Origin of the sequence: Caulobacter sp. BE254, assembly GCF_031457295.1 — a bacterium.
Taxonomy (GTDB): domain Bacteria; phylum Pseudomonadota; class Alphaproteobacteria; order Caulobacterales; family Caulobacteraceae; genus Caulobacter.
Map to the genome: position 1 here is coordinate 309664 of NZ_JAVDWJ010000004.1, position 24576 is coordinate 334239.

Below are 24576 nucleotides of genomic sequence, written 5' to 3' on the forward strand. Positions count from 1 at the left end.
CCCCGACCAGCTTGGCGGCTTGAATTGGACCCGTTTGGGTCGCTCCGCGCTCATGTAATCGAAATCATCGATAACAGGGGTCCGTCAAGGCGGCAACTGTCCAGTCGCTCGGCCAAGCCGGGAGCTGCGCCTTGCCAAGGGCCTGGCTTGTCGCCAGTGTCGCGCCGATGGCCACCATTCAAGATGTCGCTCTGGACGCAGGAGTCTCGACCGCGACGGTTTCGCGGGTTTTCAGCGCGCCCGAACTGGTGCTGGAGACGACTCGCAAGAAGGTGATGGAGGCGGTCACCCGCCTCGGCTACGAGCCCAACTTCGCGGCCAAGAGCCTGCGGACCCTGCGGACCGAGAAGATCCTGGTCACCGTGCCGGACATCTGCAACCCGTTCTTCTCGCAGGTGATCCGCGGCGTCGAGGAAGCCGCCCTGGCCGCCGGCTATTCGGTGCTGCTGGGCGACACCCGCCACGAGGAGGCGCGCGAGGAGCAGTACGCGGCGATGTTCCGGCGCAAGGAGGCCGACGGCCTGATCTTCCTGGGCCATCGCCTGCCCGACGTCCTGGCCGAGATGGTCGCCACCAAGGGGCCGCGCACCCCGATCGTCAACGGCTGCGAGTTCCGCCCCGGCCTGGCGGTGTCCAGCGCCCACATCGACAACGAAGGCGCGGCGGCGGAGGTCATGGAGCACCTCTACGCGCTGGGCCACACCCGGATCGGGGTGGTGACCGGTCCGCTGGTCAGCCCGATCAGCGGCGACCGCCTGGCCGGCGTGCTCGCGGCCGCCCAGCAGCGGGGCCGGGCCAGCGCGCTACGCATGGCCATCGGCGACTTCTCGATCGAATCGGGCCTGCGCCAGGCCGGCGAGCTGCTGGACCAGCCGAGTCCGCCCACCGCCATCTTCTGCTTCAGCGACGAGATGGCGATGGGCGCGATCGAGGCCATCCGCCGGCGCGGCCTGGCCTGTCCTCGCGACGTGTCGCTGGTCGGCTTCGACGACATCCGCTTCGCGCAATATCTCGATCCGCAGCTGACCACCGTCAGTCAGCCCATGGAGCAGATCGGCCACGAGGTGGTCCGGCTGCTGCTGGACATCCTGGCCGACCGCGCCAGCAGCCTGCAGAACGTCACCCTGCCCCACCGCCTGATCGTGCGATCGAGCACCGGGCCGCCCTCCAGTTAAGGCTTCGGCGGCAGCTCGCGAACCCAGATGTTGCGGAAGCTGATCGGCGCGCTGGGGTCGCCGTGGGCCTGCAGCTTGATCGGCGCCGAGGCGAAGGGCCGGGACGGCGGCTTGCCGATATAGACCGTCTCGCCCGCGAACGCGGCGTTGTCCTGCACCAGCACGCCGTTGTGCAGCACGGTCACGGTGGCTGGCGAGACCAGCGCCCCATCGGAGCCGAACACCGGCGCGCGCCAGACCACGTCATAGACCTGCCACTCGCCCGGCTTGCGTCCGGCGTTCACCAGGGGCGGATGCTGCTTGTAGAGGCTGGCGGCCTGGCCGTTCACATAGGTCGGGTTCTGGTAGGGATCGAGGATCTGCAGCTCGTAGCCGCTATCGCCAGGGCCGGTGGAGGCCAGGAAGAGGCCGCTGTTGCCCCGGGCCTGGCCCGAGCCGGCGATGTCGGCCGGGATCCGCCACTCCAGGTGCAGCTGGTAGTCCCGAAAGCTGCGCCGAGTCTCGATGTTGCCGCGGGTCTTGTCGACGGTCAGCATCCCGTCCGCCACCTTCCAGGCGGCCGGCGACTTGTCCTGGGTCGCGACCCATTCCTTCAGGTCGCCGCCGTCGAACAGCACGATGGCGTCGGACGGCGCGCCGCCGGCCTCCTTGGCCGGAGTGACCACCGCCGGCACGGGCTTCCAGACCTCGGTGTCCTCGGGTTTTGCTTGGGCCTGGACCTGGGCCATGGCGGGCGAACCGGCCAGCGGCCCGCCAAGGCCCAAGATCACGGCGGTGAGGATGAGAGGCTTAGGCGTCATTTCCGTTCGTCGCTCCACGGCAAAAGGCGCCGACACCATAGACGCCCCGGCCGAGTCCGCCAGAGCCCGTCCCTCACCTTCCAGCGCCTCGCGCGTGGTGAGCCAAGCCTCAGGGTTGCGCGTAGCGGTAGCGGCGACGCAACGGCATCGATTCGCCCCACCCATGGCAGAGCTTGACCATTGCGCTGCAGTCAGGGCCATGTTTGTGGATCGACTTCCTCATAATCTGGCGCCGGGCGTAAAAACGTGCCTTCCGCGCAGCAACTTGCGCCTGAATTTTCGCCGACAACGTTGTCATTGAAAACATTGGGCTTTTCCCACCGGTTCGTGACGCTATGGTGCGCGCCAAGGCGAGCGACAGTCTCGCCAGGCTTGCAGCAGGACGAAACATGCAGAACCAAGGGCTGGGCGCCAACGCGCCCCCGACGAAACACGCGCGTCTATTGGCCTGGGTCGACGAGGTCGCCGCCCTGACCAAGCCGAAGGCCATCCATTGGTGCGACGGCTCCGACGAGGAATGGACCGCCCTGACCGACGAACTGGTCGCCGCCGGCACGCTCAAGCGCCTCAATCCAGACTTTCGTCCCAACTCGTTCCACGCCGCCTCCGACCCGCGCGACGTCGCCCGCGTCGAGACCCGCACCTTCATCTGCTCGCAGGACCCGGCCGACGCCGGCCCGACCAACAACTGGCGCGATCCTGTCGAGATGCGTGGGCTGCTGACCGGTCTGTTCGACGGCTGCATGCAGGGCCGCACGATGTATGTCGTGCCCTTCTCGATGGGTCCCGTCGGCTCGCCGATCAGCGCCCTGGGCGTCGAGATCACCGACAGCGCCTATGTCGCCGTCTCGATGCGGGTGATGACCCGGATGGGCCAGGCGGCGCTGGACGCCCTGGGCGATGACGGCTTCTTCGTGCCGGCCCTGCACACCCTGGGCGCGCCGCTCGTCGACGGCCAAGCGGACGTGGCCTGGCCGTGCAACGACGACAAGTACATCGTCCACTTCCCCGAAAGCCGCGAAATCTGGTCGTACGGCTCGGGCTACGGCGGCAACGCCCTGCTGGGCAAGAAGTGCTACGCCCTGCGCATCGCCTCGGTGATGGCCCGCGACGAAGGCTGGCTGGCCGAGCACATGCTGATCCTCAAGCTGACCTCGCCGGCCGGCAAGGTGCGCTACGTGGCCGCCGCCTTCCCCAGCGCCTGCGGCAAGACCAACATGGCCATGCTGCAGCCCACCCTGCCCGGCTGGAAGGCCGAGACGATCGGCGACGACATCTGCTGGATGCGCTTCGGTCCCGACGGCCGCCTGTACGCCATCAATCCGGAAGCCGGCTTCTTCGGCGTGGCGCCGGGCACCGGCGTCAAGACCAACCGCAACGCCGTTGACACCCTCCATTCCAACTGCATCTACACCAATGTCGCCCTGACCGCCGACGGCGACGTCTGGTGGGAAGGCCTGACCGAGCATCCGCCGCAGGGCTTGACCGACTGGAAGGGCCGGGCCTGGACGCCGGACCTGGGCGAACCCGCCGCCCATCCCAACGCCCGCTTCGCCGTCCCCGCCGGCCAGTGCCCGGTGATCGCCGATGAATGGGAGGACCCGGCCGGCGTGCCGATCTCGGCCATCCTGTTCGGCGGCCGCCGCGCCTCGGCCGTACCGCTGGTCACCGAGGCCTTCGACTGGGAGCACGGGGTGTTCCTGGCCTCCAACGTCGCCTCGGAAGGCACCGCCGCGGCCGAGAACAGCATCGGCGAGCTGCGCCGCGATCCCTTCGCCATGCTGCCGTTCTGCGGCTACAACATGGGCGACTATTTCGGTCACTGGCTGAAGGTCGGGGCTGGCGCCGATCCGGCCAAGCTGCCGCGCATCTATTTCGTCAACTGGTTCCGCAAAGACGAGCGCGGCAAGTTCGTCTGGCCGGGCTATGGCGAGAACAGCCGCGTGCTCAAGTGGATCGTCGACCGCCTGGAGGGCGAGGCCGAGGCCGTCGACAGCCCGATCGGCCGCCTGCCCGCCCGCGACGGCCTGGACCTGTCCGGCCTGGACCTCACTGAGGCCCAGCTGGACCTGCTGCTGACCGTCGATCCGGAGATCTGGCGGGCCGAAGCCGCCCTGATCCCCGACGCCTACGCCCGGTTCGGCGATCGCCTGCCCCCCGCCCTGTGGGCCCAGCTGGACGCCCTGGGCGAACGGCTGGCCCGCCAGGCGCATCCCGCCCGGGTGCTGGAGCAGGCCTGATCGCCAGCCCGCCAGCCCCTCTTCAAGCCACAGGCGCCAGCCGGCGCATGGAGACCGAATGCACGTCGCTATGGAAAAGCCCGCCCGCAAGTTCGTGGTCGGAAACTGGAAGATGCACGGCAGCCTGGCCGCCCTGCCGGTCCTCGGGGCCATCGACGCGGCGGCGCGCGAGACGCCCGCCGTGGATGTGGGCCTGGCGGTCCCCGCGACCCTGATCACCGCCGCCTGGCAGGCCGCCAACGCCATCCATGTCGGGGCCCAGGACATCCATGCGGCCGACAAGGGCGCCCACACCGGCTGCCTGTCGGCGCCGATGGTCAAGGACGCCGGGGCGGCCTTCACCATCGTCGGCCACAGCGAGTGCCGGGCGGGCCGCCGCGAGACCGACGCCGAGGTGCGCGGCAAGGCCGAGGCCGCGCGGCGCCACGGCCTGTCGGTGATCCTCTGCGTGGGCGAGCCGCTGGAGGTCCGCGAGGCGGGCCAGGCCGAGGCGGTGGTCCGCGCCCAGCTGGAGAACTGCCTGCCGGCCGACGCCGACGGCGCGTGGCTGTCGGTGGCCTACGAGCCGATCTGGGCGATCGGCACGGGCCGCTCGGCCACTGGCGACGACATCGCCGCCATGCACGCGGTGCTGCGCGAGACCTGCCGCGCCGCCCTGGGCCCTGCCGGCGACCGGGTCCGGCTGCTGTACGGCGGCTCGGTGACCCCGACCAACGCCGCCGAGATCCTGGCGACGCCGAACGTCGACGGCGTGCTGGTGGGCGGCGCCAGCCTGACGGCCGAGACCTTCCTGCCGATCATCGCCCACGCCTGAGGCCGGCTCGCCTCACTGGAGGGCCGACCCCGCCCCCCGGCGACGATCACGCGCGCGTCGGCGCGGACCGGAAAGCGGCGGCCACGGCCTCGCGCAGCGGCTTGAATCGGTAGTTGTCGCCATAGAGCGTCGGGCGCTGGGGCGCGCCGTCCTTGCGCGGCGTGAAGCCCTGCAGCCAGGAATATTTGTCGACCATGCCCCAGGCCAGCACCTCCTTGGTCTGGCGATAGTCCAGCATCAGGTCGAGATAGGCCTTGGCGACCGAGGCCGTCGCCGCGTCGCGGACGCCGACGTCGGCCGGCAGGTCGCGGTCGTTGACGTCGAACTCGGTGATCAGCAGGTCGTAGCCCATGCCGGTCGCCTCGTCGATGAAGGCGCGCCAGGCCTTTTCCTGGGGCTGGCCCAGGCTGCCGGGCGCGGCCGGGTCTTCGGTGCCCAGGTGGCTCTGCACGCCCAGGGCGTCGACCGGCGTTCCGCGCTTGCGAAAGCCTTCCAGCAGCCTCAGCACGCCGGCGCGGTGCGCCTCGTTGCCGGCCTCCCAGCCCATGTAGTCGTTATAGACCAGCCGGGCCTTGGGCGCGGCGGCGCGGACGGCGTGGAAGGCGACGTCCAGGGTCTGGTCCTGGCCCATGGCGTCGGAGAAGACGGTGCGGCGGATCGAGCCGTCCTTGGGGTCGACCGTCTCGTTGACCACGTCCCAGGAGTCGATCTGCGGATAGTGCGCCACGACCTTGTCGATGTGATCGACCAGCAGGGCCTCGGCGTTCTTGGCGGCAACTGGACCCGCGCCGAAGTCGTAGGCCGTGAGCCAGGCCGGGAACCACTTGGGATGATGCCACAGCAAGGTATGGCCGCGCAGGGCGATGTCATGGGCCTTGGCGAAGGCGGCGATCCGATCGGCCCGCTCGAAGGCGAAGGTCTTGGCGTCGGGCCGCAGGACGTACCACTTCAGCTCGTTCTCGGGGACCAGCACCCCGCATTCGTCGATCAGGACCTGGCGATAGCGGGGATCCTCGAACGCGCCCGTCAGCGACCCGGACGGGCCCGCCCCGACCGCGCTGCCGAACCGGACGCCCTTGGCCCGGGCCAGGGCGGCGAGCGAAGGCCCATGGAAGCGCTCGGCCGCCTGGGTTAGGCCCGCCGCCGCACCGACAGCCGCCGCGGCGACGCCGCTTCCGATGAAACCGCGCCGGGAGAACGGTGAAAGGCGGAACGTCACGGTCAAGTTCTCTCAAGAACGCCGCGCAACGTCGGGAACGTTGCGCGGCGAGTTTTGGGGTGGAAGCCCTCGTCCGCGGACGGCCGAAGGGTATGCGCCCTGGGCGGCCCGACCGGACAAGGTCCGGCCGGGCCGCCCAAGGATCTAGAAGCTGGCGCGCAGCACGAAGGTGTAGCGCCGGTCGTTCATGAACCACGACCGTCCAGCCTTGAGCAGATCGTTGTTCAGGACCTGGGTGGTCTTGGTGACCTCGTTGGTCAGGTTCACGCCCTGCACGCCGATCTTCACCTTCGGATTGAGGGTGTAGAAGATCGACCCGTCCAGCTGGCCGGTGGCCTCGTTCATGATCGGGGCGTAGGGCACGATCACGTCGCGGACCGTTAGCAGGAAGTCAGAGCGCCAGTTGTAGGCCAGACGGGCCGAGATCGGGCCCTTCTCGTAGATGGCGGCGAAGTTGGCGTTGTGCTTGGACAGGCCCTGCAGCGGCAGCAGCGCGGTGTTCACCGTCGAGACGCGGCCGGCGGCCACGTCGGGGTCGGTCGCCGACAGCGTGCTTTGCGGCACGCCCTTGCTGTCGATGTAGCTGTAGTTGGCGTTGATGCCGAACCCGTCCAGCGGCTTGGGCAGGAAGTCGTAGAACTGTTGGTAGGCGACCTCGAAGCCCTTCACGTGGGCTTTCTGGTCGGAGTTGCCGGGCGTGGTCACCACCACGTCGAACGTCGCGCCGTTGTTGGTGAACGGGATGCGGGCCGTGCTGTTGGTGGCGACGTCCTTCAGTTCCTTCCAGAACAGGGCGAAGGTCAGCGAGCCCACCGGCGCGAAGTACCATTCCACCGAACCATCGACGTTCAGGGCCTGGGTCGGCTTCAGGTACGGGTTGCCCACGGTGACGTTGCCGCTGAGGCTGTCGGCCGTAACCGGGTTGGAGATCCCCGTGTCCGTCGTGTCCAGCTTGACGTCGTAATAGTTGCGGGTCAGGCCAACTTCCGGCGGCGTGATGGTCTTGGACGCGGCGAAGCGCAGCTGCAGCTTGTTCGGCAGGGCGACCTTCACATTGATGCTGGGCAGCCAGTATTCGAACTTGGCGTGGGCCGTATTGGCGGTCGTGGAGCCGTTGGCGAAGAGCCGGGCCGCGGCCCGCGTCTGGCTCGGAAGCGAGCAGAAGTCGGAGGGCACGAAGGGGGGCTTCGGATCCGGCAAGGCCGTCCACTGCGCCAGGGAGTCGGCGCACGACGCGTCGCTCGGCGGAACGGCGTTCGGGAACACCAGGTAGCCGGACGCCACGCGCTTGGTCTCGGTATATCTCAGGCCGACATTGCCCGTGACCCGCACGTCGCCGTCGAAGTCATGCTTGAAGCGCAGCATGCCGTAGGCCGACTTGGTCTTTTCGTTGATCGGGTTGATCTCGCCCGGCAGGAACGGCGTGCCGGCCACGACGCCGCAGCGCTGGGCCAGCGGCACCCAGTTTTGCGGGCAGTTGTTGACGAGACGAGCCCGCCATTCGTCGCCGATATTGAGAGCGAAGGCCGACATCGCCGCGTAGTCCTTGGCGGCGTTGCCATTGTAGAATGGCCGAGCGTCCAGGCCGGTCGGGACCGGAACCTGGCCGCGCATGAAGTCGGTGAACGGATAGAGTTCGGTGTGGCTCGCGCTGGTCGAACCGCCGGGGGTGGTGGGAGAGCCGTTGATCGGATCGTCGAACCACACCGGTCCGCCGCCGCCCCAGATCTCGCTCAGCGCGCCCCAGTTATAGGTCGAGAACCGCGTGGTCTGGTCGCGCTCGGCCCAGCGCACGCCGACCCGCGCGGAGTCCAGCCAGCTGTTCTCGGCGAAGCGGTAGTCGACGTCGATCTTGGCGGCGTCTTCCTTGCCCTCGCTCTGCTCGATGTGGTCCATCGCCGAGCGCCAGAAGCTGTTGTACGGGTCCTGGAAGCTGTTGTGCGCGCCGGTGAAGTAGGTCGAGCAGCTTCCGCTGGGCGGCGAACAGGCCGGGATCGACGCGCCGCTGGCCGGCGGAATGAACGTGAACACCGGCATGTCCGAGCCGTTGAGCTTCAGGTCCAGGTTCTGGAAGGCCGAGCCCCAGATGCCGACGTCCAGGTTGTCGACCGTCGAGTCGACGTGCTGGTAGTCGAAGGCCGCGCTCCAGCGGTCGTTGGGCGTCCACTTGAAATTGAAGCCGTAGTCCGAGGTGACGTAGGTCTGCTCGACGCTGCGGCTGATGTTGTTGCTCTGCAGGCCGAAGCCGGGCGTGCGCGGATCGGCGCTGTTCTGGTCGTCGCGCCAGCCCTGCGTGCCGGTGATGATGCCGTTGGTGAAGATGCCGTCGCTGTCGACGCCGAAGGTGGTGCCGTCGATCGGGCGGGAGTCGCCGTTCGAGGTCACGTTGTCGGTGGCGATCTCCATCGCGTGCTCGGTCCAGGACTGCGTCGATTCCGAGCGCAGGTATTGGAAGGTCGCCAGCATGGTGTCGTCGTTGCTGCGCCATTGGCCGGCCGCAGCGTAGCCGGTGCGGTCGCGCTCGGTCTCGGTGCTGCGGAAGGCCGCGCCGCGCGGGAACCACACGCCCTTGCCGCCCTGCGGGCAGGTCACGGCTTGCGGGTTGGCGGTCTGGGCGCTGGTGAAGCCGGTGCGGCAGCCGAAGTTCGACACCTGGGTGCCGTCGGCGCGAGTGAACAGCTTGGAATCGACAGCGCTCAGCAGCAGGCCGAACGTACCGGCCTCGGTGTCCCATTGGTCACTGTAGAGGGCCGTGAAGGTCGGGGCCCACTTCTTGGCGAAGTCGCCGTAGCTGGCTTCGGCGGAGAGCGAGAGCAGGCGCTTGGCGCTGTCGAACGGCAGGCGGGTGCGCAGGTTCACCGTGCCCGAGATGCCGCCCTCGATCATGTCGGCCGAGGGACTCTTGAACACGTCCACCCCGCCCATCAGTTCCGACGGCACGTCCGCGAAGCTCAAGGCGCGGCCGTTGTTGGCCGAGAAGGTGTCGCGGCCGTTCAGCTCGGAACGCACGAAGTTCAGGCCGCGCACGACCACGCCGCTGCCTTCGGTCGAGAAGTGGTCCGGGTCGACGCCGGCGGCGAAGCGGTTGATCGCCACGCCCGGGATGCGCTGCAGCGCCTCGGTCACCGAACGGTCCGGCAGGGCGCCGATGTCCTCGGCGGTGATCGAGTCGCCGATGATCTCGGAGCTCTGCTTCAGCTGCTGCGAGCTCTTCAGGCTCTGGCGGATGCTGGTGACGACCACCTCGTCGACCGTCGCCGCATCGTCGGCCGGCTTGGTCTGGGCGAACGCCGGCGCCGCGACCAGCATGGCCCCCAGCGCCAGGGCCGAAGCCCCATACCTAAGTTTTGAAGTCGAAACCGCACCTGTGCGTGCGACCGCCCGTTGGACGTGGTCCATTTTGTCTGCCTCCCCAGTTGTTCTTCATGGCAGCTCGTTACCGCTACCATTGGCCTATTGCGTGGGCCATTATGGTCAGATGATATGGCAAAGCCGGTCGGCGTCAAGGTAGCGCTACCTAAGCCGCGGAAAAGAAAGTTGGCCCACGAACCTCCTGATTTGTCATAACAATTGAAAAAGGGACCCGGACGCTCGCCGGGAGCCGGACAACGTCGCTCCAAAAGCGATAAGGACGTCGTCTGACCAATCCGCTTGGACATTCCCGTCTCGGCGGGCCCAAGAGATGACCGCCCATAGAAGGCGGGGTATGATCGCGGCAGGGGGAACGCATGACGGATCAAACCGTCCGGACTATTCTAATCGTCGGCGGCGGCACGGCCGGCTGGATGACGGCCGCGGCCCTGTCGGCCAAGCTGGCCGGCCTGCCGATCGCCATCCGCCTGGTCGAATCGGCCGAGATCGGCACGGTCGGCGTCGGCGAGGCGACCGTCCCGCACATCCGCCACTTCAACGCCGCCCTGGGTCTCGACGAGGCCGATTTCATGCGCAAGACCCAGGCGACCTACAAGCTGGGCATCGAGTTTCGCGGCTGGGGCCAGCCAGGCGACAGCTACATCCACCCGTTCGGGGCCTATGGCGCGGCGATCGCCGGCGTGGGCTTCCACCACCACTGGCTGCGGGCCCGGCAGGGCGGCGACGCCACGCCGCTGGAGGCCTATTCCCTGCCCGTCATGGCCGCGCGCCAGGGACGGTTCGCCCCGCCCTCCCCCGATCCGCGCGCCCTGGCCTCGACCTATGCCTACGCCTACCAGTTCGACGCCGGGCTCTACGCGGCCTATCTGCGCGCCTACGCCGAGGCGCGCGGCGTGGTCCGCACCGAAGGCAAGGTGGCCGACGTCGCGTTGCGCGGCGGGGACGGCTTCATCGAGGCGATCACGATGGAGAGCGGCGAGCGAATCGAAGCCGACCTGTTCATCGACTGCTCGGGCTTTCGCGGCCTGCTGATCGAACAGGCGCTGAAGGCCGGCTACGAGGACTGGACCCGCTGGCTGCCCTGCGACCGGGCCGCCGCCGTCCCCTGCGACACGGTCGAGGTCTCGACGCCCTATACGCGCTGCACGGCCGACACGGCCGGCTGGCGCTGGCGCATCCCGCTGCAGCATCGCGTCGGCAACGGCTACGTCTATTCCAGCGCCCATATCAGCGACGACGACGCCGCGGCCGCTTTGCTGGCCGGGCTGGAGGGCAAGGCCCAGGCCGAGCCGCGCTTCCTGCGGTTCGTCGCCGGCCATCGCAAGAAGCAGTGGAGCCGCAACTGCGTGGCCGTGGGCCTGGCCAGCGGCTTCCTGGAACCGCTGGAAAGCACCAGCATCCACCTGATCCAGGTGGCGATCACCACTCTGCTGGAACTGTTTCCAGACCGGGGCTGCGACCAGGCCGACCAGGACGAGTACAACCGCGTGATGACCCTGGAATTCGAGCGCATCCGCGACTTTCTGGTCTTGCACTACCACGCCAACCAGCGGACCGGCTCGCCGTTCTGGGACGATCGCCGCAACCTGCCCATCCCCGACAGCCTGGCCTACAAGATGGACCTGTTCCGGGACCGCGGGGTGGTGGTGAAGTACAAGGACGGCTTCTTCCTCGAGCCCAGCTGGCTGGCGGTCTATCTGGGCCAGAACGTCGTGCCGCGCGCCTATGACCCGGTCAGCGACAGCGTGCCCGACGCCGTCCTGGCGCAAAGGCTGAAAGCGATCCGCGAATCAATCGCCGAGACAGCGCGGGCCATGCCGAGCCATGACGACTGGATCGCCCGTTTCTGCGCCGCCGGCGCTTCCGGGGCGGCCGCTCAGGCCGTGACGGCATGAGCCGTTCGCCCTTGAGCAGCGTCGCCATCCTGGGCGGCGGCGTCGCCGGCTGGATGACCGCCGCCGCCCTGGCGCGGGTCCTGCCCGCCGCCTGCGCGATCCGGGTGGTCGAGACCGCCGACGCCGCGCCGCGCGGAGCCCTGTCCACCCTGCCCGCCCTGCGCGGTTTCCACGGCCTGCTGGGCCTGGACGAGGCCGCCCTGATGCGATCCGCCCGCGGGACCTTCAAGCTGGGCGCGCGATACGGCGGCTGGACGGACCAGGACCCGGACGCAGACCATGTCGAGGGCTTCAGCGACGCCGGCGCTAATCTCGACGGCGTGGCGTTCCACCATCACTGGCTGCGCGCCGCTCGACGCGGCGGGGCCGGACGCTACGAGGACTACAGCCTGGCCGCCGTGGCCGGGCGCATGGGCCGGTTCGCTCCGCCCAGCGAAGACCCCCGGTCGGTGCTGTCGACCCTGTCCTACGGCCTGCACCTGGACGCGGCCGGCTATGTCGCGGCCCTGCGCGCGACGGCGCCCCGCGTGACGACGCGGGCCGGCGAGATCGCCGACGTCGTCCTGTCGCCCGAGGGCGCTATCGCGGCGGTCGTCCTGGCCGACGGCGAACGGGTCGTCGCCGACCTGTTGGTCGACGCCACGCCGGACGGCCGCCTGATCGGCGCCACGCCCGGGGCGGGGTGGATCGACGAATCGGCCGCCCTGCCCTGCGACCGCCTAGCCCTGCGCGAGGTCGCGCCCCGCGCCGATCCGCCACCGCTGACCGAGTTCGAAGCGATCCCGGAAGGGTGGCTGAGACGGGTCCCCCTGCGCGGCGGCGACGCGGTGACCCTGGCCTACGCCAGCGGCCTGACCGACGACGAGGCGGCGCGCGACATCCTGGGCGGCGAAGCGACGATCGTTCCCTTGCGCAACGGCCGGCGCCAGCGGGCCTGGTCGGGCAACTGCCTGGCCGTCGGCCCGGCGGCGGTCCAGCTGGAGCCGCTGAACGGCGACGACGTCCAGGCGATCCAGAGCGGCGTCGGCCGGCTGATCGCCCTGCTGCCCACCGCCGACGGCTCGCCCCTGGCGGCGATGGAATACAACCACCTGATGGCCGAGACGTTCGACCGAGCCCGCGACATGGCCGTTCTGCGCTACGTCGCCGCCGCGCGGACCGACGCTCTGTGGACCCAGGCGCGGCAGGCCGAACCCTCGGCGGCCCTGGCCTACAAGCAGGCCCAGTTCGAAAGCCGGGGACGCGTGGTGCTGTACGACGAGGAGACCTTCGTCGAAGGCGCCTGGGTCGGGGCGTTCCTCGGTCACGGGATCACGCCCAGGCGTCATGACCGGCTAGCCGACCGCCTGCCCGCCGACCAGGCCGAGGCCACCCTGGCCAAGCTGCGCGGGATGATCCGCCAGGCCGCCCAGGCCATGCCGCCGCACGCCGACGCCCTGAAGGATCGCCCATGACGTCCGCTCCCACTCGCCCGGACCCGATCCGCAAAGTGCTGGTCCTGGGCGGCGGCACGGCCGGCTGGATGACGGCGGCGGCCCTGTCCAAGGTGCTGGGCGGCCAGGTCGAGGTGACGCTGGTCGAGTCCGAGCAGATCGGCACGGTCGGGGTCGGCGAGGCCACGATCCCGCCAATCCTGACCTTCAACGCCATGCTGGGGATCGACGAGCGCGACTTCATGCGGGCCACGCGGGCAACTTTCAAGCTGGGCATCGAGTTCCGCGACTGGACCCGCCTGGGCGACCGCTACATCCATCCGTTCGGGACCTTCGGCCTGGATATCGAGGCGATCAAGTTCCACCAGGTCTGGCGCAAGGTGCAGGGCCAGGTCGGGCCGATCGAGAACTTCAACCTGGCGGCCGTCGCCGCGCGCCAGAGCCGCTTCGCCCTGCCCGACCCCGATCCGGCCAAGGTGCTGTCCAGCCTGAAATACGCCTTCCACTTCGACGCCGGCCTCTACGCCAAGTTCCTGCGCGGCTTCGCCGAGGCGCGGGGCGCGAGGCGGATCGAGGGCAAGGTGGCCGACGTCGCCCTGCGCGGCGAGGACGGCTTCATCCAGTCGGTCACCCTGGAGGACGGCCGGGTCTTTGAGGCCGACCTGTTCATCGACTGCTCGGGCTTTCGCGCCCTGCTGATCGGCCAGGCCCTGGGCGGGCGCTATATCGACTGGAGCCATTGGCTGCCCAACGACCGGGCCGTGGCCATGCCTTGCGACACCGGCGGCGACGGCCTGACGCCCTATACCCGCGCCACCGCCGACAAGGCCGGCTGGCGCTGGCGCATCCCGCTGCAGCACCGCACCGGCAACGGCTATGTCTATTCCAGCGCCCATATAAGCGACGACGAGGCCCAGGCCGCTCTGACGGCGGGACTGGACGGACCGACCCGGGCGGACCCGAATGTCCTGCGCTTCCAGGCGGGCCGGCGCGACCAGGCGTGGATCAAGAATTGCGTCGCCATCGGCCTGTCGTCGGGCTTCCTGGAGCCGCTGGAGAGCACCAGCATCCACCTGATCCAGGCGGCGATCACCAAGCTCCTGGCCCTGTTCCCGGACAAGGGCTTCGATCCGCTGGAGATCGACGAATACAACCGCCTGACCGCCCAGCAGGTCGAGCTGGTCCGCGACTTCATCATCCTGCACTTCAAGGCCACAGAGCGGTCGGACACCGCCTACTGGAACGACCTGCGGACCATGACGATCCCCGACAGCCTGCAGCGCAAGATCGACCTGTTCGCCGGGCGCGGGCGATTGTTCCAGTCCGACTACGACCTGTTCGCCGAGCCCAGCTGGATCGCCGTGCTGCTGGGCCAGGGGATCGTGCCGCGGCAGTACGACGCCCTGGTCGACAGCCTGCCGGAAGCCGCCCTTGTCCAGCGCCTGCGACGGCTGTCGGCCCTGATCGGCCAGACCTCCCAGGCCATGCCCGACCATGCCGCCTTCATCGCCCGCTATTGCGCCGCCGAGACCGCCGCCGGAGTCCCCGCATGACCGACCAACGCCTGCGCAAGATCGTCATCGTCGGCGGCGGCACCGCCGGCTGGATGACGGCCGCGGCGCTGGGCCGGTTCCTGAAGGACGGCCACACCGAGGTGACCCTGGTGGAGTCCGAGGAGATCGGCACGATCGGCGTGGGCGAATCCACGATCCCGCAGATCAACATCTTCAACCGCATGCTGGGCCTGGACGAGAACGAGTTCGTCCGCCGCACCATGGCGACCTTCAAGCTGGCCATCGACTTCGTCGACTGGAAACAGATCGGCCATCGCTACTACCACCCGTTCGGCCCCTACGGCCTGGACATGGAGGGGGTCTCGTTCCACGCCTACTGGCTGCGGCTGCAGGCGATGGGCCAGGCCGCCGACCTGACCGAATATTCGCTGCAGGCCCTGGCCTCGGCCCAGAGCAAGTTCATGCGGGCCAACGGCCAGCGCAATTCGCCGCTGGGCACGCTGTCCCATGCCTATCACATCGACGCGGCCCTCTACGCCCGGATGCTGCGCGACTACGCCGAGGCGCGGGCCGTCCGGCGCCAGGAAGGCCGGATCGTCCAGGTCCACCAGCGGGCCGAGGACGGCTTCGTCGAGGCCGTGACCCTGGAGAGCGGCCAGCGGGTCGAGGGCGACCTGTTCATCGACTGCTCGGGCTTTCGCGGCCTGCTGATCGAGCAGACCCTGAAGACCGGCTTCGAGGACTGGTCCCACTGGCTGCTGAACGACCGCGCCGTGGCCGTGCCCTGCGAACTGGGCGGCTCGCGCCAGCCGGTGACCCGCGCCACCGCCCGCCCCGCCGGCTGGCAGTGGCGCATTCCGCTGCAGCATCGGCTGGGCAACGGCTACGCCTTTTCCAGCCAGCATATCAGCGAGGACGAGGCGACCGCCGACCTGCTGGCCGGCCTGGACGGCGCCCCGCTGCGCGATCCGTTCACCCTGCGCTTCACGGCCGGGCGGCGAAAGAAGAGCTGGAACAAGAACGTCGTGGCCATCGGCCTGTCGGCCGGCTTCATGGAGCCGTTGGAGAGCCAGAGCATCCACCTGATCCAGGTCGGCATATCGCGCCTGCTGGCCATGTTCCCCGACAGGCGGTTCGAGACCCCGGACATCGACCGCTATAACCGCGTGATGCGGTTCGAGTACGAGACGATCCGCGACTTCCTGATCCTGCACTTCCACGCCACCCGGCGCAGCGACACGCCCTACTGGGACTATCTGCGCGAGATGCCGATCCCGGACTACCTGGCCGACAAGATCGCGGTGTTCAAAAGCCACGGCCGGGTGTTCCGCGAGAACGAGGAGCTGTTCACCGACACCAGCTGGTTCGCGGTGATGGTCGGCCAGGGCCTGGAGCCGCGCGGCCACGACCCGATGGCCGACGTGATGTCCGACGACGAGCTGCGCGCCCGCATGGCCAACATCCACGCCGTGATCGCCAAGGCGGCCCAGGTCATGCCCGACCACATGCGGTTCATCGCCGACAACTGCGCGGCGGTCTGACGGGCGGCTTTCAACGTGAGCGGCGGAGAGCCGCGCCCTCGATCGGGGGCAGGCGCATGCGCCTGTCCCCGAAGGCCCTCACATCCCCGTTCTCAGTTTCCCGGCGCGTAGGGGAAGCTGAGCTTCTCGTAATAGTCCAGCGTATGGGCGGGCGGCGCTTCACCAGCCGGCAGCGGCAAGCCCGAGAACGTCTGGAAATAGGCGATCGAGGCGTCGCGCCACCACTGGGCCTCGTTGCGCTGGATGGTCAGGAAGTCGGCCACCTGGGCGTGGCGCTCGGGATCGACATAAGGGGCCAGCCCCGCCCAGGTCCGGCCCATGCCATCCACATAGGACACGCCGCGCGAATAGTGGGTCACCAGGCCGTCCCACAGGGTCTGGCCCGACTTCAGGCGGTAGGTCCAAGGCAGGTGGTGGAACCACAGCAGGTCCTTCTCGTCGACGGTCTTTAGGTCCGAGAAGCGCCGGGCGACCACCGGGGCGTACTGGGCCGTGGCGTTGCTGCCCGTGGCCGTGCGGTCGAAGCCGATCCCGTCCTTGCCGGCCTTGGCGTAGTAGACGCTGGTCCAGTCGGCGCGCGGCCCGCCCGACACCCATGGACCGGGGCCGTAGTGATGGCTGCGGCCCATCTGGTGGTGCAGGCCCAGCGGGGTCATGTAGTCGACCGCCGCCTCGCGCGAGCCCATCATCATCGCCACGGCCGGCGTCACGAAGCGCGGGTCGGTCGAGAAGGTCATCTTCGCCCAGTCGGCGGCGATGGCTTGGGTCGAGGCCTCCGGGTCCCAGGCCAGGCGGCCGAAGACGTACCAGTTGGCCTGGTCGAACTGCGAGCCGCTCCAGTTGCGGTCGCGGCCGATGTTGGAAACCCCGGCCATCAGGGTCTGGCGCCGGCCGTCCAACGACCCGTCCACCACCTTGGCCACGGTCGAGCCCTGGCCCTTGGCCCAGGTGTCGGACTTCAGGGTCTCTTCGTAGAGCGGGCCCAGATAGACCAGGTGCGTGGCGAAGCCGAGATATTCCTTGGTGATCTGGAACTCCATGCCGAGATTGGTCTTCGGCATGGCCCCGAACAGCGGATGGAACGGCTCGCGCGGCTGGAAGTCGATCGCCCCGTTCTTGACCTGAACGATGACGTTGTCGCGGAACTGGCCGTCGAACGGCTTGAACTCGCTGTAGCCCTGCTTGGCGCGGTCGTCGGGCTGCTCGTGCGAATAGACGAAGGCCCGCCACATCACGATCCCGCCGTGCGGCCCCACCGCGTCGGCCAGCATGTTGGCCCCGTCGACATGGGTGCGGCCATAGTCCTGCGGCCCCGGCTGGCCCTCGGAATTGGCCTTCACGAGAAAGCCGCCGAAGTCGGGGATGGCCTTGTAGATCTCGTCGGCCTTGGCCTTCCAGAAGGCGCGCACGGCCGGATCCAGCGGATCGGCGGTCTTCAGCCCGCCGATCTCGATCGGGGCCGAAAACCGCGCCGACAGATAGACCTTGATCCCGTAGGGCCGGAACACCTCGGCCAGGGCCGCGGCCTTGGCGATATAGGGCGCGGTCAGGCTGTCGGCCTTGGCGTTGACGTTGTTCAGCACCGCGCCGTTGATCCCGATCGAGGCGTTGGCGCGGGCGTAGTCGACGTAGCGGGGATCCTTGTAGTCCGGCAGCTTCCACCAGTCCCACAGCGAGGCCCCGGCATAGCCGCGCTCGACGGTGCCATCCAGGTTATCCCAGTGGTTCAGCAGGCGGTGATTGACCTTCGGCGCCGACAGGATGTCCAGCTTGTCGACGCTCTGCCCGGTCTGGACCAAGCGCAGATAGTGGAACACGCCGTACAGCACGCCGATGTCGCTGTTGGCGGCGATCACCGTGGTCTTGCCGCCCTTTGAGTCTTGGAGCGTCCGGATGAGGTACCCCTCCTCGCCCGCGCCCTTCAGCGACAGGTTCAGGGCCGCGACGGCGGGCGAGCCGGCGGGCGTGCCCAGCAGGATCGACGGGCCGTCCGCCGCCGGCGCTCCGCCGACCAGGCCGTCCAGCCCGCGTTGCAGCTCGGCGCGCGCGATCTTCAGCGTCGGCGTGTCGGCGCCAGGCGCGATCGTCCGGGGCTCCGGCCGCAGGGCCGCCGGCAGTGGCCGGTAGCGCAACCACAGGTCATAGCCGTCCTCGGCCTGGGCCGCGGAGGCCCCCAAGGTCGCCGAAATCAGGCCGGCCGCCAGGCAGAACCCTCGCACGAAGGACATAAGACGCATGTTTTCTCCCGGGCGGCACCCTGCCGCGCGACGCTTGAAAGCGCGACGGTCTTGAGCCCGTGATACCGCTACCTTGAGCAAAGGTCGAGACACTATGTCATTATTGGTCAGACCAATAGATTGACAACGGCGACGCCTGATTTAGACCGATACCGCTACCATCCGCCATCGTCGGGTCAACGAAAGCGTCCCATGCCGAAGATCACCGCCGCTCGCGTCATCGTCACCTGCCCGGGACGAAATTTCGTCACCCTGAAGATCGAGACCAGCGACGGCGTCCATGGCGTCGGCGACGCCACCCTGAACGGGCGCGAGCTGGCCGTGGCCAGCTACCTGACCGACCACGTGATCCCCTGCCTGATCGGCCGCGACGCCCACCAGATCGAGGACATCTGGCAGTACCTGTACAAGGGCGCTTACTGGCGGCGCGGCCCGGTGACCATGGCCGCGATCGCCGCGGTCGACACGGCCCTGTGGGACATCAAGGCCAAGATCGCCGGCCTGCCCCTGTACCAGCTGCTGGGCGGCGCCTGCCGCGAGGGCGTCATGGTCTACGGCCACGCCAACGGCGCGACGGTCGAGGAGACCCTGGAAAACGCGGCGGTCTATGCGGCCCAGGGCTACAAGGCCATTCGCCTGCAGTCGGGCGTGCCCGGCCTGAAGGGCGTCTACGGCGTCTCCAAGGACAAGTTCTTCTACGAACCCGCCGACGGCGACCTGCCGACCGAAAGCCTGTGGTCGACCGAGAAGTATCTGCGCAGCGCACCGGGCCTGTTCGAGGCGGCCCGCGACAAGCTGGGCTGGGACCTCCATCTGCTGCACGATGTCCACCACCGCCTGACCCCCATCGAGGCCGGCCGCCTGGGCAAGGACCTGGAGCCTTATCGGCCGTTCTGGATGGAAGACGCCGTCCCGGCCGAGAACCAGGCCAGCTTCCGCATCATCCGCCAGCACACCACCACCCCCCTGGCCGTGGGCGAGGTGTTCAACACGATCTGGGACTGCAAGCAGCTGATCGAGGAACAGCTGATCGACTACATCCGCGCCACCGTGGTGCATGCCGGCGGCATCACCCACCTGCGTCGCATCGCCAGCTTCGCCGACCTGCACCATGTGCGCACCGGCTGCCATGGCGCCACCGACCTGTCGCCGATCTGCATGGCCGCGGCCCTGCACTTCGACCTTTCGATTCCCAATTTCGGGATCCAGGAATACATGCGCCACACCGAGGCGACCGACGCGGTGTTCCCCCACGCCTACAGCTTCGCGGGTGGCATGCTGCATCCGGGCGAGGCGATCGGCCTGGGGGTCGACATCGACGAGGCCGAAGCGGCCAAGCATCCGTACAAGCGCGCCTACCTGCCGATCGCCCGCCGCGAGGACGGCTCCATGCACGATTGGTGAGGCTGCCGCGACCCAGTCGAGGCACAATCGTCAAGGCTTGGGGATCCGCGTCCAAAATAGCCCGCGCGGCCCAGGTCGGCTATGCTATCGCGAATTCCGAAGGCCTTCGGGGCCGCCGCCGAGAAACTGACGAAGACCCATGGCCGAGAACGTCAAGCTCTACCGCCGTATCGCCGACTCGATCGCCGACGCCATCGAGGGCGGCCAGTACAAGCTTGGCGACCGCCTGCCCACGGAACGCGAACTGGCCGAGCAGTTCGGGGTCAGCCGCCCTACCCTGCGCGAGGCGATGATCGCCCTGGAGATGCTGGGCATGATCGAGGCCCGCCACGGCCTGGGCATCTATGTCACCGGCGACGTGCGCCCTGTCACCCCGGCCAGCGCCGAGCCGGCCTTCGAGATCGGCGCCTTCGAGCTGATCGAGGCCCGCCGCCTGTTCGAGGGAGAGGCCGCCGCCCTGGCCGCCACAGCCATCACCGACGCCCAGATCCTGGAGCTCGAGGCGCTGATGGAGCGCATGGCCCGCGAGGAGGAGATCCAGGGCGAGGACGCCGACCGCGAGTTCCACATGGTCATCGCCCGCGCCTCCGGCAACGGCGCGATCATCGCCACGATCGAGAACCTGTGGGACTGGCGCAACCGCTCGCCCCTGGCCCGCAACATCCTGGCCCGCGCCCGCGGCATGGGGCTGGAGCCGCGCATCGTCGAGCACCGCCGGGTGTTCGAGGCGCTCAAGGCCCGCGACCCGGCCGCCGCCCGCCAGGCGATGCGCGACCACCTGGAGCGGGTCATCGACCACCTGCTGCACGCCACCGAGACCGAGGCCGTCGAGCGGGCCAGGCAGGAAACCGGCGCCCGACGCTCGGCCATCGCCAAGCGCGTGGCGATCTAGACGCCGCTTCCCCCTCCGGCCCTCCGGGCCACCTCTCCCAAAGGGGGAGGATCTACGCCGAGCAGATGCTCCCCCTTTGGGGGAGCTGTCGCGGAGCGACTGAGGGGGTCCTTCGCCCCCTAGACGACCGTCAGCGTCGCCTTTTTGAGGTCGACCGAGTTCGGGCCGGCCAGCAGGGTGAACTGGCCGGGCTCGACCACGCGCTTCATCTCCAGGTTCCACAGCGACAAGTCCAGGGGCGAGACCTCGAAGGTCACGGTCTGCTTGGCGCCCGGAGCCAGGGTCACGCGCTTGAAGTGCTTCAGCTCCAGCAGCGGACGGGTCACCGAGGCGGCCTCGTCGTGGATGTAGAGCTGAACCACCTCGTCGCCGGCGACCTTGCCGGTGTTGGTCACGTCGACCTCGACCTTGACGCTCTCGTTGGCGCCGATCTGGGCCTTCAGAGGGCGCGGGGCCGAGATGTCGAAGGTGGTGTAGGACAGCCCGAAGCCGAACGGATAGAGCGGCGAGGTGTCGCCCAGCAGGTAACCCCGGCGGGCGGTGGGCTTGCGGTTGTAGTAGATCGGCAGCTGGCCCACGTCGCGGGCGATGCTGACCGGCAGCTTGCCGCCCGGATTGGCGCGGCCGAACAGGATGTCGGCGGCGGCGTTGCCGGTCTCCTGGCCCAGGTACCAGCCCTCGACCAGGGCGTCGGCGCGCTCGGCCAGCAGGTTGACCGACAGCGGACGGCCGTTCAGCAGGAACACCACGGTCGGCTTGCCCAGGTCGAAGATCGCCCTGGCCAGGTCGTTCTGCTGGCCGACCAGGTCCAGGCTCTCGCGGTCGCCCAGGTGGGCGTCGGCCCAGGCCTCGCGGCTGGTCTGCTCGTTGTCGCCCAGCACCATGACGACCACGTCGGCCTTGCGGGCCACCTCGACCGCCTCGGCGATCAGCTTGGCGTTCACGGCCGGATCGACCAGCTTGACCTCGTCCTGAGCCCAGATCCGGGCCTCGGTGATCCGCACGGCCTCGGCGTAGTCCAGCGTGAAGCCGCTCTTCTTGGCCTCGGCCTCCAGCCCCTCGTAGATCGACACCACGTGGCGCGGCACGTCGCTGTAGCCGCCGATCGGAGTGTCCTTGGCGTGGGTGCCCAGCAGGGCCATGCGCTTGAACTTCGAGGGATCGAGCGGCAGCAGGCCCTTGTCGTTCTTCAGCAGCACCACGGCCTTGCGCGCCGCCTCGCGGGCCAGGGCGATGGCGTCCGGCGCCGCGGTCTTGGCGTCGGCCGTCTTCTCGTCGGCATAGGGATTCTCGAACAGGCCGCCTTCGAACTTGACGGCCAGGACGCGGGCCACGGCCTCGTCGACCGCCGCCTGCGACACGCGGCCCGCCTTCACCAGGTCCGGCAGCAGGGCGTAAGCCTCGCCGTCGGGCAGCTCGACGTCGACCGTGGCGTTCATCGCCATCACCGCCGTGTCGGCCAGGTTGTCGGTCAGCTTATGGCGAGCGGACAGTTCCTTGATGGCGAAATAGTCGCTCATCGTCACGCCCTTGAAGCCCCATTCGCCGCGCAGCACGTCGTGCAGCAGCCAGCGGTTGGCGTGCGAGGGCACCCCGTCGATCTCGTTGTACGACGGCATGACAGAGCGCACCGGCAGTTCCTTCACCGCCCGTTCGAACGGCGGGAAGAAGTTCTCGCGCAGCGTCCGCTCGGCGATCTGGGCCGGGCCGACATTGGTGCCGTTCTCCGGCTGGCCGTGGCCGGTCATGTGCTTGAGGGTGACGAACACCTTGTCCTTGGCCAGCGGCAGGGTCTTGCCCTGGAAGCCGCGGATCGCCGCCAGGCCGATCTCGGCGCACAGGTGCGGGTCCTCGCCATAGGTCTCCTCGATGCGGCCCCAGCGCGGGTCGCGGGCGACGTCGACCACCGGGGCCAGGGCGATGTTCGAGCCGCGGGCCCGCATCTCGCGGGCGGCGACGGCGAAGCTCTTCTCGACGAGATCCGGATCGAAGGTCGAGGCCAGGGCGATGGCTTGCGGGAAGCTGGTGGCGTCGCGCGCGACATAGCCGTGCAGGGCCTCGTCGTGCATCAGCATCGGAATGCCCAGGCGCGTCTGCTCCATCGCCCACTTCTGGGCGGCGTTGACGTAGCGGGCGGTCTCCTTGGCGTTGCGGTTGACCGAGCCGTCGTCGGCGCCGGCGGCGGCGTCGACCACCGCGGCGGGCTTGAGGCCCTTGCGGTCGGACGGCCGCGAGATCTGGCCCAGGCCGTTGGGGAAGTTCTTGCTGGCGTCCTGCGGCGAGAACTCGCCCTCGGGAGTCTGGATCTTGGCCTTGGTCAGCCAGATGCCGACCAGCTGGGCGGCCTTCTCCTCCAGCGTCATGCGCGAAAGCAGGTCGCGGACCCGCAGTTCGACCGACTGGGTCGGGTCCTTGTACAGCGGCTTGCCGCCGGCGGGCGCGGCGGCGCGGGCGAGGGTCGAGGACGCGGCGGCCAGGGCGGCCAGGCTGACGCCGAGCGTGCGGCGGGTGACGGTCTGGCTCATGATCTCTTTCGTTTCCCCACGATGGAACGGACCGTCGAATGGACGGTGGCGGCGTTGCTCGCCGACGTTGAATGACAGTATGGAAGCAGAGATCTGACCACTCAAGTTTTTTATGGTACCGGTCTCATTTCATCGCCTAGGATCGCGGGCGAACAAGCAAGATCCCTCGTCGGAGGGGCTGGAGGAAGCCTTGGATATCGCAAGACGCACCCTGGTCGGACTGATGGCCGCGCTGTCGGTGGCCGCCTCTCCCCTCGCTCTGGCCCAAGCCGCGCCTGGCAAGGCGGCGAAGACCGAGCGCTGGGTGGCCTCCTGGGCCTCGGCCCAGATGGTTCCGGCGGCCAAGGACGCCCTGCCCGCCGCCGAGGTCGCCGACGGCACGCTGCGCCAGACCCTGCGGCTCAGCACCGGCGGCGGCAGGATCCGCCTGCGGCTGTCCAACGCCTTCGGGACCGAGCCGCTGAAGCTGACGGGCGTCCATGTCGCCCTGGCCACCGCCCCCGGTTCGGCCCGCATCGACCCGGCCAGCGACCGCGCCCTGGCCTTCTCCGGCCGCCCGGAGGTGGTCATCCCCGCCGGCGCCGAATACCTGTCCGATCCGATCGACTTCCCGGCCAAGCCCCTGACGAACATGGCCGTCACGATTCGCTTCGACGGCCCGCTCCCCGCCCAGCAGACCAGCCATCCCGGCTCGCGCACCACCTCGTGGTTCGGGGCCGGCGACCAGCTGGCGGTCGCGGAGCTGACCGGCGGCAAGTCGCTGGACCACTGGTTCCAGATCTCGGGCGTCGACGTGCAGCGCCCGGCCGGCGCCAGCCTGGTGACCTTCGGCGACTCGATCACCGACGGCTACGGCGTCACCACCAACGGCAACAATCGCTGGCCCGACATCCTGGCCGCGCGCCTGCAGGCCGATCCGCGCACCCGGGGCGTGGGCGTGCTCAACGCCGGCATCGGCGGCAACCGCCTGCTGCTGGACGGCCTGGGCCCCAACGCCATGGCCCGCTTCGACCGCGACGTGCTGAACCAGGCGAGCGTCCGGTACGTCATCCTGCTGGAGGGCGTGAACGACCTGGGGACCCTGACCCGCGAACAGCCGGCCAGCCCCGAGGCCCACGCCGCCCTGGCGGCCCGGATGATCGCCTCGTACGACCAGATGATCCGCCGGGCCCGTGACCGCGGGATCAAGGTCTATGGCGCCACCGTCATGCCCTATGGCGGCTCGGGCTATTATCATCCCGACGCCAGCAACGAGCAGGATCGCCAGGCCGTCAACGCCTGGATCCGGACGCCCGGCCGCTTCGACGCGGTGATCGACTTCGACCGGCTGATGCGCGATCCGGCCAATCCCGGCAAGCTGGCGCCGGCCTATGACTCCGGCGACGGCCTGCACCCGTCCCTCGCCGGCTACAAGGCCATGGCCGACGCCGTGCCGCTGGACCTGTTCACGCGCTGAAAGCGGAAACACGCGGCCGGAAACAAACCGGCGGAAACAAACCTGCAATGTGCTGACCC

General features: G+C 69.0%; 15 protein-coding genes. 10 read left to right on the forward strand and 5 right to left on the reverse strand.

Annotated features, from left to right (window positions below; translation table 11 throughout):
- Positions 1–167: 167 nt before the first annotated feature.
- Positions 168–1175 carry a LacI family DNA-binding transcriptional regulator gene (locus J2X41_RS10340; protein WP_310081633.1) on the forward strand — a complete coding sequence of 336 codons (1008 nt, stop codon included), beginning with the start codon at positions 168–170 and terminating at the stop codon, positions 1173–1175.
- On the opposite strand, the gene J2X41_RS10345 is transcribed toward J2X41_RS10340, so the two are convergent.
- Positions 1172–1903: a DUF1080 domain-containing protein gene (locus J2X41_RS10345; RefSeq protein WP_310081772.1), complete on the reverse strand. Its 732-nt coding sequence runs from the start codon at positions 1901–1903 to the stop codon at positions 1172–1174. The two genes, J2X41_RS10340 and J2X41_RS10345, sit on opposite strands and share 4 nt — an antisense overlap.
- 461 nt (positions 1904–2364) lie before the next feature.
- On the opposite strand from J2X41_RS10345, the gene J2X41_RS10350 reads away from it, so the two are divergent.
- Positions 2365–4215 (forward strand): phosphoenolpyruvate carboxykinase (GTP), encoded by a 1851-nt coding sequence (locus tag J2X41_RS10350; RefSeq protein WP_310081635.1) that lies wholly within the window; start codon positions 2365–2367, stop codon positions 4213–4215.
- A 58-nt stretch (positions 4216–4273) separates the two neighbouring features.
- Positions 4274–5029 (forward strand): triose-phosphate isomerase, encoded by a 756-nt coding sequence (tpiA, locus tag J2X41_RS10355; RefSeq protein ID WP_310081637.1) that lies wholly within the window; start codon positions 4274–4276, stop codon positions 5027–5029.
- A 46-nt stretch (positions 5030–5075) separates the two neighbouring features.
- Here tpiA and J2X41_RS10360 read toward each other — a convergent pair whose 3' ends face one another.
- Together J2X41_RS10360 and J2X41_RS10365 are read right to left on the reverse strand one after the other, a co-directional pair.
- Positions 5076–6254, reverse strand: a complete 1179-nt coding sequence (locus J2X41_RS10360) for an endo-1,4-beta-xylanase (RefSeq protein ID WP_310081639.1) — start codon at positions 6252–6254, stop codon at positions 5076–5078.
- Between the two features lie 138 nt (positions 6255–6392).
- Complete coding sequence (locus J2X41_RS10365) at positions 6393–9557, reverse strand: TonB-dependent receptor (RefSeq protein WP_310081641.1); 3165 nt, start codon at positions 9555–9557, stop codon at positions 6393–6395.
- Positions 9558–9976: 419 nt separating this feature from the next.
- Here J2X41_RS10365 and J2X41_RS10370 point away from each other — a divergent pair, with 419 nt between their 5' ends.
- From J2X41_RS10370 to J2X41_RS10385, 4 genes are read left to right on the forward strand one after another with little or no spacing between them, the layout of a single operon-like run.
- Positions 9977–11515, forward strand: coding sequence for a tryptophan 7-halogenase (locus tag J2X41_RS10370; RefSeq protein WP_310081643.1), 1539 nt, complete (start codon positions 9977–9979; stop codon positions 11513–11515).
- Positions 11512–12969: a tryptophan 7-halogenase gene (locus tag J2X41_RS10375; RefSeq protein ID WP_310081645.1), complete on the forward strand. Its 1458-nt coding sequence runs from the start codon at positions 11512–11514 to the stop codon at positions 12967–12969. The genes J2X41_RS10370 and J2X41_RS10375 overlap by 4 nt, the downstream gene beginning before the upstream one ends.
- Entirely contained in the window at positions 12966–14501 is a 1536-nt protein-coding gene (locus J2X41_RS10380) for a tryptophan 7-halogenase (protein WP_310081647.1), read from the forward strand. Before J2X41_RS10375 ends, J2X41_RS10380 begins: the two co-directional genes overlap by 4 nt.
- A complete protein-coding gene (locus J2X41_RS10385; protein WP_310081649.1) occupies positions 14498–16003 on the forward strand; it encodes a tryptophan 7-halogenase in 1506 nt (501 codons plus the stop codon). Before J2X41_RS10380 ends, J2X41_RS10385 begins: the two co-directional genes overlap by 4 nt.
- A gap of 92 nt (positions 16004–16095) precedes the next feature.
- Here the strand turns inward: J2X41_RS10385 and J2X41_RS10390 are convergent, their stop codons facing one another.
- The gene (locus tag J2X41_RS10390; RefSeq protein ID WP_404979918.1) at positions 16096–18240 is read right to left on the reverse strand and encodes an alpha-glucuronidase family glycosyl hydrolase; all 2145 of its coding nucleotides are present in this window, start codon (positions 18238–18240) and stop codon (positions 16096–16098) included.
- 192 nt (positions 18241–18432) lie between these two features.
- On the opposite strand from J2X41_RS10390, the gene manD reads away from it, so the two are divergent.
- Positions 18433–19644, forward strand: coding sequence for a mannonate dehydratase (gene manD, locus J2X41_RS10395; protein ID WP_310081651.1), 1212 nt, complete (start codon positions 18433–18435; stop codon positions 19642–19644).
- 139 nt (positions 19645–19783) lie between these two features.
- Positions 19784–20536, forward strand: a complete 753-nt coding sequence (locus tag J2X41_RS10400; protein WP_310081653.1) for a FadR/GntR family transcriptional regulator — start codon at positions 19784–19786, stop codon at positions 20534–20536.
- Between the two features lie 119 nt (positions 20537–20655).
- Here the strand turns inward: J2X41_RS10400 and J2X41_RS10405 are convergent, their stop codons facing one another.
- Complete coding sequence (locus J2X41_RS10405) at positions 20656–23061, reverse strand: glycoside hydrolase family 3 N-terminal domain-containing protein (RefSeq protein ID WP_310081654.1); 2406 nt, start codon at positions 23059–23061, stop codon at positions 20656–20658.
- Between the two features lie 190 nt (positions 23062–23251).
- On the opposite strand from J2X41_RS10405, the gene J2X41_RS10410 reads away from it, so the two are divergent.
- A complete protein-coding gene (locus J2X41_RS10410; protein WP_310081655.1) occupies positions 23252–24517 on the forward strand; it encodes an SGNH/GDSL hydrolase family protein in 1266 nt (421 codons plus the stop codon).
- Positions 24518–24576: the final 59 nt, after the last annotated feature.

Excerpts from the sequence above, each read along its gene's own strand:
- J2X41_RS10370 (WP_310081643.1), top strand. The coding sequence starts at position 9,977 with ATGACGGATCAAACCGTCCGGACTATTCTAATCGTCGGCGGCGGCACG.
- J2X41_RS10375 (WP_310081645.1), top strand. The coding sequence starts at position 11,512 with ATGAGCCGTTCGCCCTTGAGCAGCGTCGCCATCCTGGGCGGCGGCGTC.
- J2X41_RS10390 (WP_404979918.1), bottom strand. The coding sequence starts at position 18,240 with ATGCGTCTTATGTCCTTCGTGCGAGGGTTCTGCCTGGCGGCCGGCCTG.
- J2X41_RS10350 (WP_310081635.1), top strand. The coding sequence starts at position 2,365 with ATGCAGAACCAAGGGCTGGGCGCCAACGCGCCCCCGACGAAACACGCG.
- J2X41_RS10385 (WP_310081649.1), top strand. The coding sequence starts at position 14,498 with ATGACCGACCAACGCCTGCGCAAGATCGTCATCGTCGGCGGCGGCACC.
- manD (WP_310081651.1), top strand. The coding sequence starts at position 18,433 with ATGCCGAAGATCACCGCCGCTCGCGTCATCGTCACCTGCCCGGGACGA.
- J2X41_RS10345 (WP_310081772.1), bottom strand. The coding sequence starts at position 1,903 with ATGGCCCAGGTCCAGGCCCAAGCAAAACCCGAGGACACCGAGGTCTGG.
- J2X41_RS10405 (WP_310081654.1), bottom strand. The coding sequence starts at position 23,061 with ATGAGCCAGACCGTCACCCGCCGCACGCTCGGCGTCAGCCTGGCCGCC.
- tpiA (WP_310081637.1), top strand. The coding sequence starts at position 4,274 with ATGCACGTCGCTATGGAAAAGCCCGCCCGCAAGTTCGTGGTCGGAAAC.
- J2X41_RS10365 (WP_310081641.1), bottom strand. The coding sequence starts at position 9,557 with ATGCTGGTCGCGGCGCCGGCGTTCGCCCAGACCAAGCCGGCCGACGAT.
- J2X41_RS10400 (WP_310081653.1), top strand. The coding sequence starts at position 19,784 with ATGGCCGAGAACGTCAAGCTCTACCGCCGTATCGCCGACTCGATCGCC.
- J2X41_RS10380 (WP_310081647.1), top strand. The coding sequence starts at position 12,966 with ATGACGTCCGCTCCCACTCGCCCGGACCCGATCCGCAAAGTGCTGGTC.
- J2X41_RS10340 (WP_310081633.1), top strand. The coding sequence starts at position 168 with ATGGCCACCATTCAAGATGTCGCTCTGGACGCAGGAGTCTCGACCGCG.